The sequence below is a fragment of the Cohnella phaseoli genome, from assembly GCF_003386235.1.
In the GTDB taxonomy this organism is placed as follows: domain Bacteria; phylum Bacillota; class Bacilli; order Paenibacillales; family Paenibacillaceae; genus Cohnella; species Cohnella phaseoli.
Genome location: NZ_QRDZ01000012.1, coordinates 131,898 through 150,768 on the forward strand (window position 1 = coordinate 131,898; position 18,871 = coordinate 150,768).

The 18,871-nt window shown below is 53.4% G+C and carries 13 protein-coding genes; 10 read left to right on the forward strand and 3 right to left on the reverse strand.

Annotated features, from left to right (window positions below):
- Nucleotides 1–13: 13 nt before the first annotated feature.
- From DFP98_RS16365 to DFP98_RS16380, 4 genes are all read left to right on the forward strand, one after another.
- Entirely contained in the window at nucleotides 14–922 is a 909-nt protein-coding gene (locus tag DFP98_RS16365) for an ABC transporter permease (RefSeq protein ID WP_246016566.1), read from the forward strand.
- A 12-nt stretch (nucleotides 923–934) separates the two neighbouring features.
- Nucleotides 935–1,876 carry a carbohydrate ABC transporter permease gene (locus DFP98_RS16370; protein WP_116061683.1) on the forward strand — a complete coding sequence of 314 codons (942 nt, stop codon included), beginning with the start codon at nucleotides 935–937 and terminating at the stop codon, nucleotides 1,874–1,876.
- A gap of 206 nt (nucleotides 1,877–2,082) precedes the next feature.
- The gene (locus DFP98_RS16375; protein ID WP_246016567.1) at nucleotides 2,083–3,636 is read left to right on the forward strand and encodes an ABC transporter substrate-binding protein; all 1,554 of its coding nucleotides are present in this window, start codon (nucleotides 2,083–2,085) and stop codon (nucleotides 3,634–3,636) included.
- A 432-nt stretch (nucleotides 3,637–4,068) separates the two neighbouring features.
- Complete coding sequence (locus DFP98_RS16380) at nucleotides 4,069–7,125, forward strand: discoidin domain-containing protein (RefSeq protein WP_116061684.1); 3,057 nt, start codon at nucleotides 4,069–4,071, stop codon at nucleotides 7,123–7,125.
- Nucleotides 7,126–7,330: 205 nt separating this feature from the next.
- Here the strand turns inward: DFP98_RS16380 and DFP98_RS16385 are convergent, their stop codons facing one another.
- The gene (locus DFP98_RS16385) at nucleotides 7,331–8,134 is read right to left on the reverse strand and encodes a Cof-type HAD-IIB family hydrolase (RefSeq protein ID WP_116061685.1); all 804 of its coding nucleotides are present in this window, start codon (nucleotides 8,132–8,134) and stop codon (nucleotides 7,331–7,333) included.
- 119 nt (nucleotides 8,135–8,253) lie between these two features.
- Here DFP98_RS16385 and DFP98_RS16390 point away from each other — a divergent pair, with 119 nt between their 5' ends.
- Entirely contained in the window at nucleotides 8,254–9,249 is a 996-nt protein-coding gene (locus DFP98_RS16390) for a Gfo/Idh/MocA family protein (RefSeq protein WP_116061686.1), read from the forward strand.
- A gap of 265 nt (nucleotides 9,250–9,514) precedes the next feature.
- Here DFP98_RS16390 and DFP98_RS16395 read toward each other — a convergent pair whose 3' ends face one another.
- Together DFP98_RS16395 and DFP98_RS16400 are read right to left on the reverse strand one after the other, a co-directional pair.
- Nucleotides 9,515–10,378: a hypothetical protein gene (locus tag DFP98_RS16395; protein WP_116061687.1), complete on the reverse strand. Its 864-nt coding sequence runs from the start codon at nucleotides 10,376–10,378 to the stop codon at nucleotides 9,515–9,517.
- The gene (locus DFP98_RS16400; RefSeq protein WP_116061688.1) at nucleotides 10,375–11,412 is read right to left on the reverse strand and encodes a hypothetical protein; all 1,038 of its coding nucleotides are present in this window, start codon (nucleotides 11,410–11,412) and stop codon (nucleotides 10,375–10,377) included. The genes DFP98_RS16395 and DFP98_RS16400 overlap by 4 nt, the downstream gene beginning before the upstream one ends.
- A 183-nt stretch (nucleotides 11,413–11,595) precedes the next feature.
- Between DFP98_RS16400 and DFP98_RS16405 the strand changes: the two genes are divergently transcribed.
- The 5 genes from DFP98_RS16405 to DFP98_RS16425 all read left to right on the forward strand — a co-directional run bounded on the left by DFP98_RS16405 (nucleotide 11,596) and on the right by DFP98_RS16425 (nucleotide 18,845).
- Entirely contained in the window at nucleotides 11,596–13,374 is a 1,779-nt protein-coding gene (locus tag DFP98_RS16405; protein WP_116061689.1) for a sensor histidine kinase, read from the forward strand.
- A 7-nt stretch (nucleotides 13,375–13,381) separates the two neighbouring features.
- Nucleotides 13,382–14,998 (forward strand): response regulator transcription factor, encoded by a 1,617-nt coding sequence (locus DFP98_RS16410; RefSeq protein WP_116061690.1) that lies wholly within the window; start codon nucleotides 13,382–13,384, stop codon nucleotides 14,996–14,998.
- Between the two features lie 210 nt (nucleotides 14,999–15,208).
- Entirely contained in the window at nucleotides 15,209–16,084 is an 876-nt protein-coding gene (locus tag DFP98_RS16415; protein WP_116061691.1) for an ABC transporter permease, read from the forward strand.
- The gene (locus DFP98_RS16420; protein ID WP_116061692.1) at nucleotides 16,078–16,974 is read left to right on the forward strand and encodes a carbohydrate ABC transporter permease; all 897 of its coding nucleotides are present in this window, start codon (nucleotides 16,078–16,080) and stop codon (nucleotides 16,972–16,974) included. The genes DFP98_RS16415 and DFP98_RS16420 overlap by 7 nt, the downstream gene beginning before the upstream one ends.
- Nucleotides 16,975–17,030: 56 nt before the next feature.
- Nucleotides 17,031–18,845, forward strand: a complete 1,815-nt coding sequence (locus DFP98_RS16425; protein ID WP_246016568.1) for an extracellular solute-binding protein — start codon at nucleotides 17,031–17,033, stop codon at nucleotides 18,843–18,845.
- Nucleotides 18,846–18,871 lie beyond the last annotated feature (26 nt).

Below are 18,871 nucleotides of genomic sequence, written 5' to 3' on the forward strand. Positions count from 1 at the left end.
GAGTGAGCCTGAAATGCCTAAAACGTTCGTCAAGCATAGGTCCTTGTGGATCATGGTGCTGCCGGGATTGATCTACTTGCTGATCAACAACTACCTGCCGATGTTCGGAACCGTCATCGCCTTTAAGGATTTCAACTATACGGACGGACTATGGGGGAGCGCGTGGTCGGGGCTTAAAAATTTTCAGTTTTTATTCGCCACTCAGGACGCCTATGTGATCACCAGAAACACGCTGCTGTACAATGCGGTGTTTATCGTCTTTAATCTGGTGCTGGCGTTAACCGTCGCGCTGCTGCTGAACGAGATCAGAAGAAGGGTGCTGCAGAGCGTCTATCAAAGCATACTCCTGCTGCCCTACTTGATCTCCTTCAGTATCGTCGGTTACTTGGTTTACAGCTTTCTGAGCATGGAGTACGGATTTATCAACACGGCCGTGCTTGAGAAGCTCGGACTGCCGCCCGTCTCCTGGTACATGGAAGCCAAGTACTGGCCGTTCATTCTCGTTCTGGTTAATGCGTGGAAATACATCGGTTACTCCAGTGTGATCTATCTGGCGGCGATGACGGGCATCAATCAGGAGTATTACGAAGCGGCGAGAATCGATGGGGCGAACCGCTGGAAGCAGATGACGAGAATTACGCTTCCGCTCATTAAGCCGGTCATTATCGTGATGATGCTGCTGCTCGTCGGTCGGATTTTCTACGCCGATTTCGGATTGTTCTATCAGGTAACGCTGAATACGGGGATCCTGCTGCCGACGACGAATGTCATCGATACGTACGTGTACAGGGCGCTGATTCAGACGGGAGACGTCGGAATGTCGTCCGCTGCCGGATTGTTCCAGTCGGTCGTCGGATTTCTGCTCGTCTTCTCCGTCAACCTGTTGATTCGCAAATTCGATCGGGAAAACGCGTTGTTCTAAGGAGGGAACCTCATGAATGCTAGATTAAACGCTCCGGCGGCAGCCGTCCGCGGAACCCGCAAAAGGATACGCGAGAACTCGCTTCTCGCGCAGACGGCGATCCATCTGTTCTTCATCGCGGCTTGCGCAGCCTGCCTGATTCCGCTCATTCTCGTCACGATCGTTTCCTTTACGGACGAACGCTCGATTCTGGCGAACGGCTACTCCTTCTTGCCTGAAGCGTTCAGCCTGGATGCTTACCGCTATCTGCTGGCGGATTCCGGACGATTGCTTCACGCCTACGGGATTAGCATCCTCGTTACCGTAGCGGGGACGCTGGCTAGCCTGCTCATCTCTTCGCTGCTCGCTTATCCGTTGTCCCGCAGGGATTTTGCCCAGCGGCACCTGCTTGCTTTCTTCGTGTTCTTCACGATTCTTTTTAACGGGGGATTGGTGCCTTGGTACTTGGTGTACACGAATCTGTTTCACCTGAAGGACACGTTGCTGGCGCTGCTTGTGCCGAATCTGCTGATGAACGGGTTTTACATCCTCATCATGCGAACTTTTTTCTCCAATTCGATTCCGGGCTCACTCATCGAATCGGCCCAGATTGACGGGGCGGGGGAGTGGAGGACATTCTTCCGCATCGTATTTCCGCTGTCTCTGCCGGTGCTGGCTACAATCGGGCTGTTCACGACGCTGGGCTATTGGAACGATTGGTTCAACAGTCTGGTGTTCATTTACGACAATCGTCTGATTTCTCTGCAGTATCTGATGACGAAGACGCTGCTAAGCATTCAGTTTCTGCAAAGCAATACGCAGAATTCGAACGTCGGAAAGCTTCTCTCGGAGATGCCGACAGAAACGGTTCGCATGGCGATGGCGATTGTAGGCATCGGTCCCATCGTGCTGGCCTACCCGTTTTTTCAGAAATATTTGGTTAAAGGTTTGACTGTCGGAGCCGTAAAAGGCTAGGGCGTGTCTGCATACTCCGAGGGCAGCAGATATTGCCGAATTTTCGTTCCATGCAAGGAACTTTTGTGAAGGCGTACCGGGGGTACGTCAAGCAAAAGTGACGCAGCAGGGGGCGAAAAGGCGGTGAAAGACGCCCCCGAGCGGGTTTGCAGACACACCCTCAGTGCGAGTTCAAAAAGTTAAACACATCATTGGAGGGGTTTAGCATGTCGGTTATGAAAAAGAAAATGTTTCCACTCGCGGTATCTGCACTCAGCTTGAGCCTGATTCTGTCCGGATGCGGCGATAACAACAGTACGGCTTCGCCGTCCGCAAGCGCCGGTTCGGGAGCCGGGGAAGCGTCAGCAACAGCGACAAGCAGCGAGACAAAAGGCGGGACTAGCGAACTGAAGCCTTACAAAATCACGATGGTCTATCCGGGCGACGCTCCGAAGGATCTGCAACAAGTTCAGGATGCGATGAGCGCGTACTTGACGGAAAAGATCAACGCAACCATCGAGCTGAAGCCGATCGATTGGGGATCTTGGATGGAGAAGACCAATCTGATGTTCGCGTCCAAGGAAAGCTTCGATGTGGTCGTATCGGCCGCGACGTTGGGCTATTACAGCAATGTCGCCAAGGGTGCGTATCTTCCGCTGGACGAACTGATCGACAAGCAGGGTCAGGACATCCGGAGTGTGCTGGGGGACGATATTTTCTCCGGCATGAGAGTGAAAGGACAAATCTACGGAACGCCTACGAACAAGGAGTTCGCCGCTTCGAACGGGTTCCTCTTCAACAAAGCGTTGGTCGACAAGTACAACATCGATCTTAACCAGATCAACAGCTTGGAGGATCTCGAGCCGATCCTGCGCACGATCAAGGAGAAGGAGCCGGGCATCACTCCGCTGTTCGAAGGCAACAGCCGGTTTCTGGGATCTCTCGTGCTGAACGGACAATACGACAGCCTGGGAGACGGTTACGGCGTATTGAACCGGAGCAGCGGCGAGCTGAAGGTCATCGACAAAACGGAAGCGCCGGAATATATGGAAATCGCGAAAACGGCGCACAAATGGTACAAAGAAGGGCTTGTCAATAAGGATGCGGCTACCGTGAAGGACTGGGGCCTGATGCAAGCGGGCAAAGCCTTCGCGGTCATGCAGGAGCTGAAGCCGGGCAAGGACGCGGAGATGTCCATGGCCTGGGGTTTCCCGGTCGTGCAGAAGCAGATGGACGTGCCTTATACGTCGACGGCTACGGTAGCGGGCATTATGCTGGCAATCTCCAAAACCTCGGAGGACCCGGAACGGGCGATGATGTTACTGAACCTGCTGTACAGCGACAAGACGCTCATCAACATGCTCGATTTCGGAATCGAGAACAAGCACTTCGTCAAGAAGTCCGACACGGTGATCGATTATCCGGAAGGCGTCGACGCGCAAACCGTCGGTTATCGCAACGAGCCTTGGATGTTCGGCAACCAGATGAACACGTACTTGTTCCCGAGCGAGGACCCGAACAAGTGGAGCGCGTTCCAGGCGTTTAACGACCAGGCGGAGAAGTCGATCGCGCTTGGCTTTGCCTGGGATTCGGAGCCGGTCAAGAACGAGATTGCGGCGCTGACCAACGTGTCGAAGCAGTTCGAGGACGCGATCATCTCCGGCTCCGTCGATCCCGAGGTGTACATTCCGAAGTACAGGGAAGCGATGAAGGCTGCGGGCTTGGAAAAGGTAATCGCCGAGAAGCAGAAGCAGTTGGACGAATGGGCGAAAACCAAGTAGGACGAAAATCCTTTTACGGCGGATCTATTTGCGCACATGAGCTTACGCAGGGACGTTTGTAGGAAAGTCGTACAACGTAGCTCGAACCAGGCTTAAACGGCGGACGTTTGTAGGGAAAACCGTACAAAGCAGCCCGGCCTAGGCTTAAACGGTGGGCGTTTGTAGGGAAAACCGTACAAAGCAGCTCGGCCTAGGCTTAAACGGTGGGCGTTTGTAGGGAAAACCGTACAAAGCAGCTCGGCCTAGTCTCAAACGGCGGACGTTTGTAGGGAAAACCGTACAAAGCAGCCAAAATCAAGGATTGATCCTAATTAGCCCGTAGACTGCCTCATACGCTCCTGAAATCTTGTAATGGGTTTACCTAATCGGATTTCAGGAGCGTACAACATCGAAGAATGACCTATTAACGAGACGAGGAAGAGGGGAAACGAGATGTCGATGCGTTGGTTCAAGGTTCTGGTCGTGCTGTGCATGAGCGTAGGCTTGATTACGGGAATCGGATTCGTTGGTGCGGCGGAGGCTTCGGGGAGCAACGAGCTCAAGGTATGGAATCCGCCCGCGGGAACGCCGTCCAATTCCACATTCGAGGTTCAAGTGCGCAAGTCGGGGGATACGGCGTGGACGGATTTGTTCGAATACAACGTCAACGTCGGGCATCAGGACGGCTCGCTTTCTCCCTCCTCGATGGTGAGCTTCGACTTTAACGGAACGGTTGACGTCAAAGTGACGTATGCCGCGGGCACGCTTGCGGCATACGACTTGAGGCCGACCTCCTACGGGATAACGCCAGTCCAAACCGGCAATACGCTGGTTTTCTCCATGACCCAGAACGAGTCGTCGCCGCGCAAGCTCGCGCTGAGGATTAACGGCGACTGGGAGGAGGACGTCCTGCACATCGTAACGAACCCGATCGAGACGAACGCCGTCTCGGATACGGCTTCCAACGTATTCGTCATCGAACAGGGGGACGAAATTCCGCTGCGGCTGCCGACGGGCAAGAACACGTATTATTTTAAGCCGGGCGTGCATCATCTTCCCCGGGGCATGTGGGTCGAATTCGACTTGGGCGCCGTCTATTCTCTAAATAAGCTTGTATTAGGCCAGGGAACGGGAGCCGGGGCGTCGGCGACGGTGAATCCGCTCAAGTTCGTTCTTGAGACGAAGATAAACGAAGCGGACGACTATGCGCCGACCTACGACGGCACGGGCAACGCGGAGGCCGGAACGACCATCGAGCGAACGTTCCCGGCGAAGAGCGCCAGATATGTTCGACTGATGCTGACGGGCAATAATGGAACGGGACGCGATTTTCTAAGCTCGTTCGCGAGCGAGCTGTCGCTATATGCTGTCGGAAGCACGACGAACGTCGCTCTAAACAAAGCGATCGCCGGAGCTATGCCGGGTTATGAGCGCATGGCGGACGGCAATCCGGCTACGGTGTGGAGATCAAGCGCGGAGTACGGCAACTGGCATGCCGGGGAATCCTTCTTCCTCTCGCAGGACGATTACAAGGTTTATATCGAAGCAGGCTCCGTAGTGAAAGGCTCCTTCATGGGGGACGGGGTCAGCAACGTTTCGATTACCGGGAGAGGGATTCTGGATGCGGGCGAATTGACGCACTACCCGACCACGCTGGCGGAGAGTCGGGCGGGAGCGATCTGGCTCGTCACCGGAACGGACAATCGCATCGAGGGAATTACGGTGCTGGATTCCCCGATGTGGACGATCGTGATGAACTTCTCGACCCGGCCTGTCGTTAAGAACGTGAACATTTTCGGCAGTACGATTAATGCCGACGGCATTCATATGAGCGGAAGCAGCTACGGCCTCGTCGAAGGCGTCTTCATCCGGACGAACGACGACAATCTGGTCATGTATCACTATGCTGCGGGGGCGCATAACACGTTCCGCAACAGCGTGCTGTGGGGAGACGACGCCCATATCGTGCTGATCGGCTTAGGGACCGCCGTCAATGCCGATATTTCGGATATTACCGTTCAGAACCTAGACGTGCTTGCGCAGCAAGGCGTATACGATTTGAACAAATTCAACGGGGTTCTGAAGCTATGGCCGAACGGAGGCAACGAGATCAGAGACGTGCTGTTCGAGGACATTCGGATCGAGACGTTCCGCAACCCCAGCGAATCGATGATCTTCCAATTCCGTACGGACGAGAGATTCCCCGGAGAAGGCAACGGGGCGAGCATACGAAACGTCGAGATGAAAAACGTCGATTACTACGGATCGGGCGAGATGCAATCTATGATCAAAGGCGCGGGAAGCGCGTCTTATGTGAGCAGCGTTCGGATTACCGATTACAAGAGAGCCGGGACGTTCGCAACGAATGCGATAAACGGGAACATCGGGATTCAGGGGAACGTAACCGACGTCGTTTTTTCTCCTTCCGACGCTCTGCTGGACGATTCGTTTAATAGTCAAACCGCGGGCGCGGCGCCGAGCGGTTGGGTAAGCAGCCCGGGTATTACGGTCGAGAACGTGCCGAGCGCAACGAACAAAAGCGTGCGGGTAAGCAAGACCGGAAGCGGGGATATTGTGTCCTCCCGCGCAATCACTCCCGCAAGCGGAGTCGTCACGGTACAGGCCAAGATGAACGTGGCGGACAAGACCAACTGGAAATCGCTCGTCGTAAGCAGCTCCGCCGGGGCGGAATTGCTGCAAGTGGGCTTCGACAGCGGCGGCAATATCTACGCTAATGACGGCACAAGCTGGTCGCCTTTCATGGGCTACAATACGAACCAATGGTACGATGTCCGTGCTGTCGTCAACACGGTGTCGGACCGATACGATCTCTACATTGACGGCATTCGCAAAGTCCATAACGGGCGGCTGGAATCGGAGACGGCGGATGTCGGAAGCGTGAGCTTCGCATCGGGAGAAACGCCAACGGGAACGTATTATTTCGACGACGTCAAAGTGACGGCTGTTCCGCCGCTTGTGGCCGAGACGTTCAATAGTCAAAGCGCGGGAACGGCGCCTGCAGGCTGGGTGAGCAGTTCCGGGATTACAGTAGAAAATGTGCCGAGCGCGGCGAATAAAAGCGTGAGGGTCGCCAAGACAGGGAGCGGGGCCATCGTGAGCGTGCGGACTTTCGCGCCGGCAAGCGGCAATGTTGCCGTCAGAGCGAGAATCAATATCGCCGACAAAACCAATTGGAAGTCGCTGATCGTCAACGATTCTTCGGACGCGGAGCTGCTGCAAATCGGGTTCAACGGCGGCGGGGATATTTATGCGAACAATGGCACGAACTGGTCGCCCTTCATGAGCTATAACGCGAATCAGTGGTACGATGTGCTGCTGCTGATCGATACTTCGACGGATACGTACGACTTGTACATCGACGGCGCGTTGAAGGTAAGCCATCAGGCGCTGGAAACGCCGACGGCCGATATCGGAGCGGTCAAATTGGCCTCCGGCGAGACGCCGACGGGAACGTATTATTTCGACGACGTCGAGATAGCGGGTCAATAAATGAAACAAAGCGCTTCCCTCCAATTAAGGCGGGAAGCGCTTTGTTTGATGTTAGGACGTGTCTGAAAACCCGCTCAGGGGCACCTTTCACCTCCCCTGCTGCGCCACTTTTGCTTGACGTACCTCCGGTACGCCTTCACAAAAGTTCCTTGCATGGAACGAAAATTCGGCAAAATTTGCTGCCCTCGGAGTATTCAGACACGCCCTAGGCGTTCAACACGAATTTCTCGATGACGTGTTTGGCGCCGTCTTCGTTGTTGGACAGCGTGACGTAGTCGGCGATCGCCTTCAACGCCGGAACGGCATTGGCCATTGCGACGCCGAGACCGGCCGCTTCGACCATCTCGTGGTCGTTCATCGCGTCGCCCATGGCGATCGTCTCTTCGATCGGGATGCCGTAATGGGCGGCGAGGAAACGCAGCGCGTGACCTTTGGTGCCTTCCGGATGCAGGAACTCCAGGTAGTTCGGCTTGGACTTGGTCAGGTGCACCTGCGAGCCGAAACGAGCTTTCAATTCGGGCATCAGGGCGTCCAGCTTCGCAGGTTCGTCGATGATGAGCAGCTTCGTTTGCTTCGGATGGTCGATAATGCGTTTGAAGTCCGGTTCTACGAAATAAGGGATTTTGGATTGCGCGACATATCCTTTGATCTTGTCGTTGTCTTCCGCAACGTAGAGCTTGTCGTCGATGTAGCTTTGCAGATGCAGATCGTTAGCCAAACAATATTCATACAGCTCGCGGGCGACTTCTATCGGAATGGAGCGCTCGTAGAGCACCTCTTCGTCCAGCAGGTTTTTGATCAGCGAGCCTTGATAAGTGATGATCGGAACGTTCAGTCCGACTTGACGGGCGATCTTCTGCGCGGAATCGAACATTCTTCCCGTCGCAATGGTGATATGGACTCCCCGGGCAATGGCGTCGTTCATCGCTTGGCGGGTTCCTTCCGTCACCGTCAATTCGTCCGTTAACAGCGTGTCGTCAAGATCCATGGCTATGAGGCGGTATGGCATCCTTTTCTCCCTCTCTGTCTCGTTGGTATCGTCCCATTGTACCCCAAATCGGCTTAATCGAAAAGAAGGACGGCATGCTATAATGATAGGGATCATCGGCGAGGAGAGGGGAATTGGCAATGAAACGTTTGCGTTGGGGAATACTCGGCTGCGCCGCAATCGCGGATCGCGCTGTCATACCGGCCGTTCTGGCTTCCGAGACGGGCGAGCTCGTCGGCGTGGCCAGCAGGAACGAAGAGAAGGCCAAAGCGAAGGCGGAGGAATTCGGCATTCCGAAGCATTATGGCAGCTACGAGGCGCTGCTGGCCGATCCGGATATCGATGCGGTGTACATCCCGCTTCCGAATCATCTTCATAAGGAATGGACGATTGCGGCGGCGAAGGCAGGCAAGCATATTCTGTGCGAGAAGCCGCTTGCGATGAACGCCGCGGAAGCGCAGGAGATGGTCGACGCCTGCAAGGAAGCGGGCGTGCATCTGGCCGAAGCATTCATGTATCGGCATCATCCGCGAATCGCGCGGGTGAAAGTAATCGTCGCCAGCGGGGAGATTGGTGCGCTCAGGGCGATTCGCGGCGTATTCACGTACAACGGAGCCGCGAATAAAACCGACATTAGACAGGTGAAGGAATGGGGCGGCGGTGGTCTGTACGACGTCGGCGTGTATCCGCTCAGCGCGGCCCGCTGGATTGTCGGGACCGAGCCGGAGGCGGTAACGGTGCATGCGCTGTTTTCCCCGGAGCACGACAATGTGGATATGATGGCGTCCGGTCTGGTGGAATTTGCCGGCGGTGTGGCGCTGACGTTCGATTGCGGCATGTGGGCTTCGTTTCGCAACGAGCTGGAGATCGTCGGCACGGAAGGGACGATCGTGCTGAAGCCGTCGTTCCTGCCGAACAAGGAGAACGACACGATTGTCGTACAGGTCGGCGGGGAAACTCGCACGGAAGGCCCTTACGGCGTGGACGCCTACGTGGCGCAATCCGACCAGTTCGCCCGCGTCGTCTGGGGCGAGGAAGCTCCATTGTTTTCCGCACAGGACGCCGTTGAGAATATGAAGCTGATCGACGCTTGTTTAGCGTCGGCTCGCCAACGTCAGCGGGTTGTGATGGGATAAGGAGAAGGGGCTGTCTCGTAAGTAGGGACGTACAAGATTATCGATGAAAAAGAAGGGCATCTATCTCCTGTAGACTGCCTCATACGCTCCCGAAATCACCTTATCACGGGTTTCCCCATTCAGATTTCGGGAGCGTATAGCATCGGAAGGAGATAGATGCACCGCATAGGAATCATCGATAATCGTTCGGTACGGCTCTGTTTACTTAGGAGACAGCCGTAATCGCGCGCTGTGTCGAACTGATCTTGCTCCATTTTCCCCGGCATTACCGGACTTGTATAACAAATGGAACTGTAGTGAGTTTACCCTCATACTGGAATTGCCCCCAAATCTTATAGATCCCCGCCTCGGGAAATACAGTGTGAAACATAACGCTGCCTCCCGAGCTCATCTCTTCAGCGGCATGCACGTGAACATACACGTCAGCTGCGCTGTTCAGAATAACGCTATGCCCAGAAGCTCCTAGATAGGGTTCGAGCCTTCCAACCGGCTGAAGAGTTTCGGCATCGGAGAGTTGGAAGAGGAGCATGACCATTTCCCCGGCAATAATGTGATCAAGACCTGAGCTGGCGGAAAGAGAAATATTCAGATCGCCCATTCTTTTGCTAGAGGAGTCATCGGGCAACGTCTCTACCTTCGGCGGCTTTTCACCGGCTACTGTGATCCATTGTTTATGAACGGTCATGTCCTGACGCTCGGGTATAAATTCGCTAATTAGAAGATAAGGACCGGCATGGGGGAAGGAAATTGGGACTGTAAAGACGCCATCCCCCTCATATTCCGGATGAACGTGCATGAACGTACCCAGATCCTTGCTTACCACGATCAGATGCATCAGCTTGGTTCGATCTTCAGTAAACTTCTGCACAGGGATACCGGAAGAGTCCAGTACTAACAGCCTGATGTCGACGTCTCCTTCCCCGAAGGGCTTCCCGTCAGATTCAGCCGCAATAACGCGATAACCTCTGTCGGTTATATTGGTCATTTGATCTTGTTGGACCATGGCCAGCAGACCTCGTGCAGGAGGTCTCTTATCCACATTGTCCCACTTGGTTCCGGAGCAGCCCGCGACCAGAGCTAAACCGATTATGAACGCCGCCATCTTTAGGGTGCTTTTTAGAATATTCATTGACTACCCCGAGCAGGCGAGATAGCAAGAATGCTTAATGCGAGGGACAAAAGCGAAGCTTGAACAATGGAGCCCACCCATAACTCCGGAGACCATCCAATTCCGCCCGACAACGCCATACTGAGAAAATAACTGCCCCACAGCGCCACAGGTACAGCTATCGCCAAAAATCGATAACCTCTCGTCGAGCTCCCTCCTAGTCGCCATTTGACATAGATTAAATCTGCAGCCAGTCCGCCCATAAGAGAGACGGGAATAGCCAAAATCTGCTGGAATCCGTCCAACACGCCCATAAGTACGCTAATAAATGTAAAGAGGAAGGTAAATGAGCCAAAAGGAACTTGCCATCGCTTGAGCAGCAGGAATACCGGCGACATGAACAGCAAGGTGTTCAATAGAATGTAGGAAAGACCGCGAATCTCCAAATCTTCGATTACTCGTATGCCGAAGAAGGGATCGGTTCGGCTTCTATACCACTCGATGACGTCCGGTGCGGGCAAATTGTAGCGAAACGTCCATAAGTACATCAGGAAAAAACTGACGACGCCTACGGTCAAAGCAGTAGAAAGCAGTATGGGGAAAAAGTGGCGCCATCCGGGTTGATCGGGAGAGAGCGCCCAACCGTAGCGAAAAGGGCTGCTAATAATCAATAGAGTTCCCAGCATTAACAGGAGATGAGACGGGCTGAGGAGAGCGTCCAGAGCTTGCTCTATGCCAAAGATCAGGTGCCAGCTCATATCGGCAATTCCGCCAAAAAGAAAAACAGCAACGCCGATCAAGCCCAGTCCATATCCTGTGGGGATTGCTTGCCGCCAAGTTCCCCCGTGCCGCCTCTTGTTCGCATAGATCAGCCCGACGATCCATAAGGCCGAAGCCACAAATCCGCTGTAAAGAATGGCGTGCCATGGCGTAAAAAAAGATTCGGGAACCCGATGATTGTGCGCATACCCGTCAACGAAAATACCGACTACCAACCATGTTCCCATAAGCATGGTAAGCATATGTACGCTAGTGTTAACCTTCAACGTGTTCATTGCCGAGCCCCCTAACTTTCAAATAGATTTGTTTGGAGTATATTGGCTCCGGGTTTACAAAAGGTTCGCAATGAAATTAGCCTTCAGCAATACGCGGAAATTGACAAGGATAGAAGCGCAAGCTATAAAAGAAGTATTGCTTGAACGAAACCGGATCACACAAGAGGTCGGTGAGGCGTCTTCATGAAGTATTGGCAGAGAGTGCGTTTGCTCCAAAAGCTTATCCTGGTGTTTATTTTTTTTCTCATTATCCCGGTTTTGGTCATCGGGCTCTATTTATTTTCCACGAGTTTGCCGCTTGTGCAAAAAGAAAATCGCGAAATGCTGGAGAAGGTCGTCTATCAATTCAACGAAAATATTCAATACCGAATTACCGGATATCAAAATATTTTGATGCAAATGGCGTTCGATCCGAGAATCTCGGCAGCGCTTACACAGAAATATGAAAGATTGCAGGATGAGGTCGCAGCCCTTCAGCAAATGAATTCGCTCGTTAGCAGAACTCAGGCTTATTTTCCGATGAAACGCATTCAATTCTATAAAACCAATCCGACCTTGCACGAGGACGGAGGCACGATTTTGAACATAGAAAAGGCTTCTGTAAAAGAATGGTATCCTGCAATGGAAGCGGAGGAACGGCAGTTTTATTGGCATTTTAGCCGAAGCGGTCCCCCGACGTTTCACATCAGCAAATGGCTGGTCGACTACTTGAGCAACGAGAAATACGGCATCATTGATATCGAAGTGACGGCCGGCGCTTTGTTTGACCAGCTCTCAAGTCCGCTGGAATACAGCGACAGTTGGATGGTTGTGGCTGACGCCGAAGGAAGGGCTTTAATCGATGCCAGGGATGTTCGAACAGGCGAGAACGTCAAGGAATTGGAGTACCTGAACAGGGCGTTCGCCGACAAGCGGGGCTGGTACGCAACGAAAATTGACGGCAAAATGAACCTGATTGTTTTTGAGACGAATCGACTGGGTTGGAAAATCGTTTCGGTTGTTAGCCAGGAATCGCTTTGGCAGAAGCTACGGCTCGTCAAGAACGCGGCGATCGTGGTCGGTATGTTGTTCGTCGGACTTACATTAGTCGTACTCATCGGCTTCGGGGGGAGATTAACGAAGCGCTTGAACGCTCTAATTCGAAGCATGCGCAAAGTGCGGGACGGCGATCTGGGGCTAATGGTGAAAGTTCACGGGAATGATGAACTCGCCGATGTTGAGGCGGAATTTAATCGGATGTCGACGCAATTGGAGGAATCGGTCAAAGAAATCGCGGCAGCAAGAAGCGCGACGGAAACGGAGAAGCTGCGTCTTCTCCAGGCGCAGATTAACCCGCATTTCTTGTATAATACGCTTGCGCTGGTGAAAAGCATGGCGATGGATATCGACTCGTCCGAAATTAGCGGCACGGTGGACGCGTTGGCCAAGTTTTTCCGGCTGGCGCTGAATCGAGGCGGCGATATTCTGCCGTTAAGCGAAGAACTGGAGCATGTCCAAGCCTATTTGGACATTCACGAGCAGCGTTATCCGGGACGGATCGCGGTTGAATTCGATGTAGAGGAGCGGGCGTTGTCTTGCGAGATGATCAAGATTACGCTGCAGCCGATTGTTGAGAACGCGTTGCTGCATGCTTTCGAAAGCACGGGCGGCAAGGGCAAAATCGGCATTCGCGCTCGGCTGCAGGGAGAGAATGAGCTGTGCATTGAGATCATGGACAACGGCAAGGGCATGTCGGCGGAGCAATTGAACGAACTGCTGTTGGGCGGCGGCTCCGGCTTGCGCGAAACTGGCGGCGGTTTCGGTATTTTTAATGTCAATGAACGTCTTAAGCGGTACTTTGGCCCCTCCTGCAGGATGACGATCGACAGCTCGATCGGCCGAGGCACTAACGTACGGATCGTCATTCCGCAGACAATCGAACTCAGGCAATCTTCGTTAAATACATCTTTGGATCGGGGCTGATATACAGATGAAAATTTTCGTTGTCGATGACGAAATCAGACAAAGACAATCGATTATTCGCCATGTGGATTGGAATCGTTACGAGATGAGAGTTACCGGCGAAGCGGAAGATGCCGCTGAAGCTCTCGCGCTCGCAGAGCTGGACCCGCCCGATCTTCTGATCACAGATATTAGGCTATTGGGGATGAGCGGGCTGGAGCTTTCATCCCGGATGAGTGTCTACAATCCGAAGCTGCGCATCATCATGGTAACGGGATATGAACAATTCGAATATGCCAAAACCGCGCTTGATCTCGGCGTCGACGCATTCCTCGTCAAGCCGATCGACTTTGGCAAATTGGCGGCAATCCTGGAGCAAATGCACGGCGAGAGGCTGATCGACATGAGGAAGACAGAGGAGGAGGCTCGGGTAAAGGACCAGCTTAAATCTTTCGCGCTTATTGCTCGGGAGAACCTCATGCAAGAGCTGATTCACGGTCTTCTTCTACACGAGAGCGAAGCGGCTGAGCGTGCCCGTTCACTGGGAATGTTCGCCGACGCCGTTCCGCGTTCGATCGCGATCGTCTCGATCGATTTCATTCCGCATCCCTCGCACACGAAGGAAGCCGCGACGCGAATCGCTCAAGCGGCAATTCGGAGGAGCGCAGACAAAGCTTGCGCCTCGCATATCGAAGAGACGACAGTGACCCCTCGCGGAGATTTGGTGCTCTTTGTGAAACAAGGGAATTCCCTTATTGGGGATCGGATGATGACCTTGCTGCTGGAAGAGATCGAGAGCGAAGCGGGAACAATCGGTCTATCCTCGATCTGCATCGGAGTAGGCCCTCCTGCGGAATCGCTGGTCGGCTTGAGCGAAAGCTACCGGCTTGCGAGAAGAGCGGTGAATTTGCGGCTGCTTGGGCGGACGGAACAAATCTTCTTTTGGCACGAGTTTATCGATCAGCCCGAACATTCAGGTAAAAGCTTGCAGGAGAGCAGCAACGAATTTTTTGAACGGATGGGAGCGGGGGACAGCCTGGGCAGCCGGAGTGCGCTTGGGGACCTGATGAGGGGATTGCTTGGCGACATCCGCATTCGAGGCTCGGAGATGAGGAGCTTGTGCCTCGAATGGGTGAGCAGAGCAAGCCGGACAGCCGATGAAATCGGAGGCGCGGGCAAGCATCTGGGCTCGGAGAAGCAACTATGGGGGGAGCTTCTCGAGTGCGAGGATGAAATGGAGCTGCTGCAGACGACGATTCGGATTTTGACGGGGTTCTGCGATTATATCGCGGACAAGAAGCTGAGCCATGCCCAGGTCATTGTCCGGAAGGCGCTGGATATGATGAACGCCCGCTACAAGGAAAATTTGTCGCTTAGCTCGGTTGCCGACGCGGTATTCCTCAGTCCCAATTATTTGGGGGCGTTATTGCGAGAGGAGTTGGGGCAATCCTTTACCGACCTGCTGATTCACATCCGGATCGCCCAAGCGAAGCAATTGCTGCACCACTCCGAGTTGAAGCTTTACGAGGTAGCGGAGAGCGTAGGGTATCAAAATATCGGGTATTTCACCGGTCTGTTCAAACGGATCACGGGGCTGTCGCCGAAGGAGTACAGAAACTTCGTCGGCGCAGCCGATGACGAATAAAGCCCAAGCGCATGCTTTGCAAAGATGACCGTTAGGAGACGCTGCGTCTCCTGGCGGTCTTGTTTTATTTGGATCTCGTCAAGATCGTGCGAGAGCAGCGGTAATCGTGCGATAGGACGATTGAGAACGCTTACCCGACTCTCTATAGTTAATTTATACAGCTAAGATTGGAGTGATGTTGTGGGTTTCTCTGCAATAAAGAGGAAGGGAATGCTCCCCTTATATTTGTTTATCGTTCCGGGGATTGCGTTGGTCGTCATGTTCAACTACCTTCCGATGCTAGGCTTGCAGATGGCGTTCAGGGATTACAACTTCAGGGAAGGCATTTGGGGCAGCCCATGGGTGGGATGGCAAAACTTCGAGGAATTTACGGCAAGCGCGGATTTTTGGAGAGCGATGGGCAATACGTTCCTGTTGACGATGCTGAGGCTGCTGTTTGTGTTTCCGACGACGATCTTGTTTGCATTATTGATTAATGAAATCCGGTCTTTCGCATTTAAGCGATTCGTTCAATCGATGAGCTACCTTCCGCACTTCATTTCCTGGATCGTCGTTGTCGGTTTTCTGGACGCCTTCTTCTCGATCGACAGCGGAGGAGCGAATTCGCTGCTCGGGATCTTCGGAATCGAGCCGATCGCTTTTATGGGTTCGGAGACTTGGTTCCGCCCGATCTTTATTCTAAGCAGCATGTGGAAGGAAATCGGTTGGGGAACGATTCTGTACCTGGCGGCGATCGCCGGCATTAACCCCGCTCTATACGAAGCCGCGGAGCTGGACGGCGCCGGACGATTTAAGCAAATGCGTTATATTACGCTGCCGAGCATTTTTCCGATCATCACGATCGTCTTCATCTTATCGATTCCGAGTCTGCTTAGCGTCGGCGCGGATCAGATCTACGCGATGATCAATCCCGCGAATATCGGCGTGGCGGAAGTGATCGATACGTATGTGCTGCGGCTTGGGGTCGGTCAAGCCCAATATTCCATGACGACGGCAATCGGGCTTGTCATGAGCTTTATGACGACCTTCCTGCTCGTGTTAAGCAATTTCATATCGAAACGCATAGGCGGAGAGGGCATATGGTAACCAAACTCAATACGTTTACGGTATTTAATTCGCTGCTAATGATTCTGTTCGCATTTTTGTCCGCTTATCCGATGTGGTATATTCTGGTTCTTTCCTTTAACGAAGGCGCGGACGCTGCGATGGGCGGCATTTACTGGTGGCCGAGAAGCTTTACGATAGGCAACTACATCGTCATTTTGCAAAACGAAATCATATTAAATGCGTTCAAAATCAGCGTGCTCCGCACGGCGATCGGCACGATCGGTTCTCTGCTCGTTACTTCCATGGTCGCTTACGCACTGTCCCGGAAGGAGCTCCCGGGAAGAAGGCAGCTGACAATTGTCTTTCTGTTCATCATGCTGTTTAACGGGGGGCTTATCCCGTTCTACATTCAGTTGATTCGGCTCGATCTCATCAACAGCTTCTGGGTGTTCGTCATTCCTAACCTGTTCAGCGTATGGAATATGCTTGTCATGAAAACGTCGTTTCAGAACAATATCCCGGAAAATGTGATCGAGTCCGTCAAAATCGACGGCGCAGGGTACGCGCGAATTTATTTCGCCATCATCCTGCCGTTCTCGATGCCGTTGCTGGCGGCACTAGGCTTGTTCACGGCCGTCTTTCATTGGAACGATTGGTTTACCGGGGCGTTCTTCGTGAACGATCTCCAGCTGCAACCTCTGCCTACGTATCTTCAACGCGTGATGAGCACCGTAGAAGCGAGCAATATGATCAGCGCCGGGCAGATGAGCGCGGCCAGAGACGCCGGCATGTACAATCCTGCCGCAGTGACGACGAAGTCGGTCCGGATGGCGACGATTATGCTGACGACATTGCCGATCTTGCTCGTATATCCGTTTCTGCAGCGATATTTCGTCAAGGGGGTGCTAATCGGATCCGTTAAGGAATGAACGAAATGACAAAAGAAAAAACTTGAACAAACCATCCATGGGGAGGCACTACGAAAATGAGCAAGAGATGGAAAAAGTGGGGTAAGACGGCGTTTGCAATGACCTTGAGCACGACCTTATTTGTAGGGTGCACCAATAAAGACAATGAAGCGACTTCCACGCCATCCCCGACTTCAAGCGGCGGAGCCGCAACGGAATCCGCGTCGAAGACGCCGGCGGGGGAAGAGATTAACGGCTTCACTTTGTACAATCCGATATTGACAACGCCGATTAATCTGGACGGCGAAATCACGAAGATGATCATGGAAAAATCGGGCGTCCGGTGGGATAAAGTCGAAATCGGCAACGGCAGCGATATCGCCCAACAAATCAATCTTAAGCTCGTCAGCGGAGAGTTCCCGGATGCGATTATTCTGGATGCCGAAAATGCGATGTGGTCGCGATTGATCAAGGAGCAGAAGCTGCTTCCGCTCGATAAGTACTTCGACAACGCGGCGGAATATCCGAATCTGGCGAAGATCGATAAGCGGCTGGTCGATTACTGGCGCGCAACGGACGGACATATCTACTTCGTGCCGATGGGGTATGAGCCGGTTCTGGACGAGCCTTCCGCCTGGCAAGGCAACGCCCAGGGGTTGTGGATTCAAGACGACCTTCTTGAGAAATCCGGGCTGAAGGTGGACGACATTAAGACAGTAGAAGGCTTCGAGCAGTATTTGAACGCGATTAAAGGTACGAAGGACGAGAAGGGCCGCTCGATTATCCCGTTGTCGTTGGGCGGGGAAAATTTTGCGGGACTAAATGTCGTGATGTCGATGTTCGGCGTAAGGACGATCGTCGGCGGAACCGGCTGGAACGAACAGGCCGACGGCTCGGCCCTGCCGGATTACAAAATGCCCGGCTTCAAGCAAGGCTTTCAATGGCTGAATAAGCTTCATTTGAACGGGCTGTTGGACCCGGAAACCGCGTTCCACAAAAAAGATCTGTTCCTGGAAAAGGGGAATTCCTTGCGATTCGGCTCGATGCTCTTCGACGGTTGGGACAATCCGAATGCGAGCACGTTGAAAAATAACGGTATTGCGGACTCGATCACGTACAAAGCGCTGGAGTCGCAAGGGTTTCCGGAGGGCTGGTTCGTTCCTGCCTATCTGCCCGCCATTGAAGGAATCAAACCTGCGCAATACGCCAACTTCAGTCCTTTCGGCGGATTGGGAACCGGCATTAGCAGCACGGCCAAAAATCCGGATCTGATCATGAAAGGGCTCGACTGGCATCAAACGCCGGAAGCGTTCATCCTGATGGAATACGGACCGGAGTCGATGGGCGCGTACAAAATGGAAGACGGGGTCGTCGTTGTCAACGATGCGGTGTTCAGAGGGCCGGACTTCTGGGGCGGAGAAGGCATGACCAACGTGACCGAGAAAGGCTTCTTCTGGTGGAAATACCTCGGCAGCACGCTGCAGACGCATATTCCGACGATGGAGCCGCCTTGGACGGCTACGAACGCGATGCTGTACAAAGCCGAGGAGTTGAATCACGAGCAGGGAACATTTGGCCTGATTCCGGCCGTAAGTCGGACGAAGACGCTCATAGGCGGCCAGGTGGAGAAGTATAGCCCGGTACAGAACGATATCAGAATGCAATATTACGCCAAAATGCTGCTCGCCAAAAACGAGAATGAATTCGAATCCGCTTACGAGCAGTTCTTGAACGAAATGAAGGTTCGCGGGCACGACGAGGAAACGATCGCCGAGTTCAACGAGCAGTATAAGGCTTACAAAGAAACGCCGGCGGGAAAAATCTCGATCGAGGTGAAAAGAACGCTGCCTCGAAACGTATACAGCGACAAGCCGGAAGTCATCGGTCGTTAAAACCATTTATAAGAATGCATTGGAGA

Excerpts from the sequence above, each read along its gene's own strand:
- DFP98_RS16415 (WP_116061691.1), top strand. The coding sequence starts at position 15,209 with ATGCTCCCCTTATATTTGTTTATCGTTCCGGGGATTGCGTTGGTCGTC.
- DFP98_RS16400 (WP_116061688.1), bottom strand. The coding sequence starts at position 11,412 with ATGAACACGTTGAAGGTTAACACTAGCGTACATATGCTTACCATGCTT.
- DFP98_RS16425 (WP_246016568.1), top strand. The coding sequence starts at position 17,031 with ATGAGCAAGAGATGGAAAAAGTGGGGTAAGACGGCGTTTGCAATGACC.
- DFP98_RS16365 (WP_246016566.1), top strand. The coding sequence starts at position 14 with ATGCCTAAAACGTTCGTCAAGCATAGGTCCTTGTGGATCATGGTGCTG.
- DFP98_RS16380 (WP_116061684.1), top strand. The coding sequence starts at position 4,069 with ATGTCGATGCGTTGGTTCAAGGTTCTGGTCGTGCTGTGCATGAGCGTA.
- DFP98_RS16375 (WP_246016567.1), top strand. The coding sequence starts at position 2,083 with ATGTCGGTTATGAAAAAGAAAATGTTTCCACTCGCGGTATCTGCACTC.
- DFP98_RS16395 (WP_116061687.1), bottom strand. The coding sequence starts at position 10,378 with ATGAATATTCTAAAAAGCACCCTAAAGATGGCGGCGTTCATAATCGGT.
- DFP98_RS16370 (WP_116061683.1), top strand. The coding sequence starts at position 935 with ATGAATGCTAGATTAAACGCTCCGGCGGCAGCCGTCCGCGGAACCCGC.
- DFP98_RS16420 (WP_116061692.1), top strand. The coding sequence starts at position 16,078 with ATGGTAACCAAACTCAATACGTTTACGGTATTTAATTCGCTGCTAATG.
- DFP98_RS16385 (WP_116061685.1), bottom strand. The coding sequence starts at position 8,134 with ATGCCATACCGCCTCATAGCCATGGATCTTGACGACACGCTGTTAACG.
- DFP98_RS16410 (WP_116061690.1), top strand. The coding sequence starts at position 13,382 with ATGAAAATTTTCGTTGTCGATGACGAAATCAGACAAAGACAATCGATT.
- DFP98_RS16405 (WP_116061689.1), top strand. The coding sequence starts at position 11,596 with ATGAAGTATTGGCAGAGAGTGCGTTTGCTCCAAAAGCTTATCCTGGTG.
- DFP98_RS16390 (WP_116061686.1), top strand. The coding sequence starts at position 8,254 with ATGAAACGTTTGCGTTGGGGAATACTCGGCTGCGCCGCAATCGCGGAT.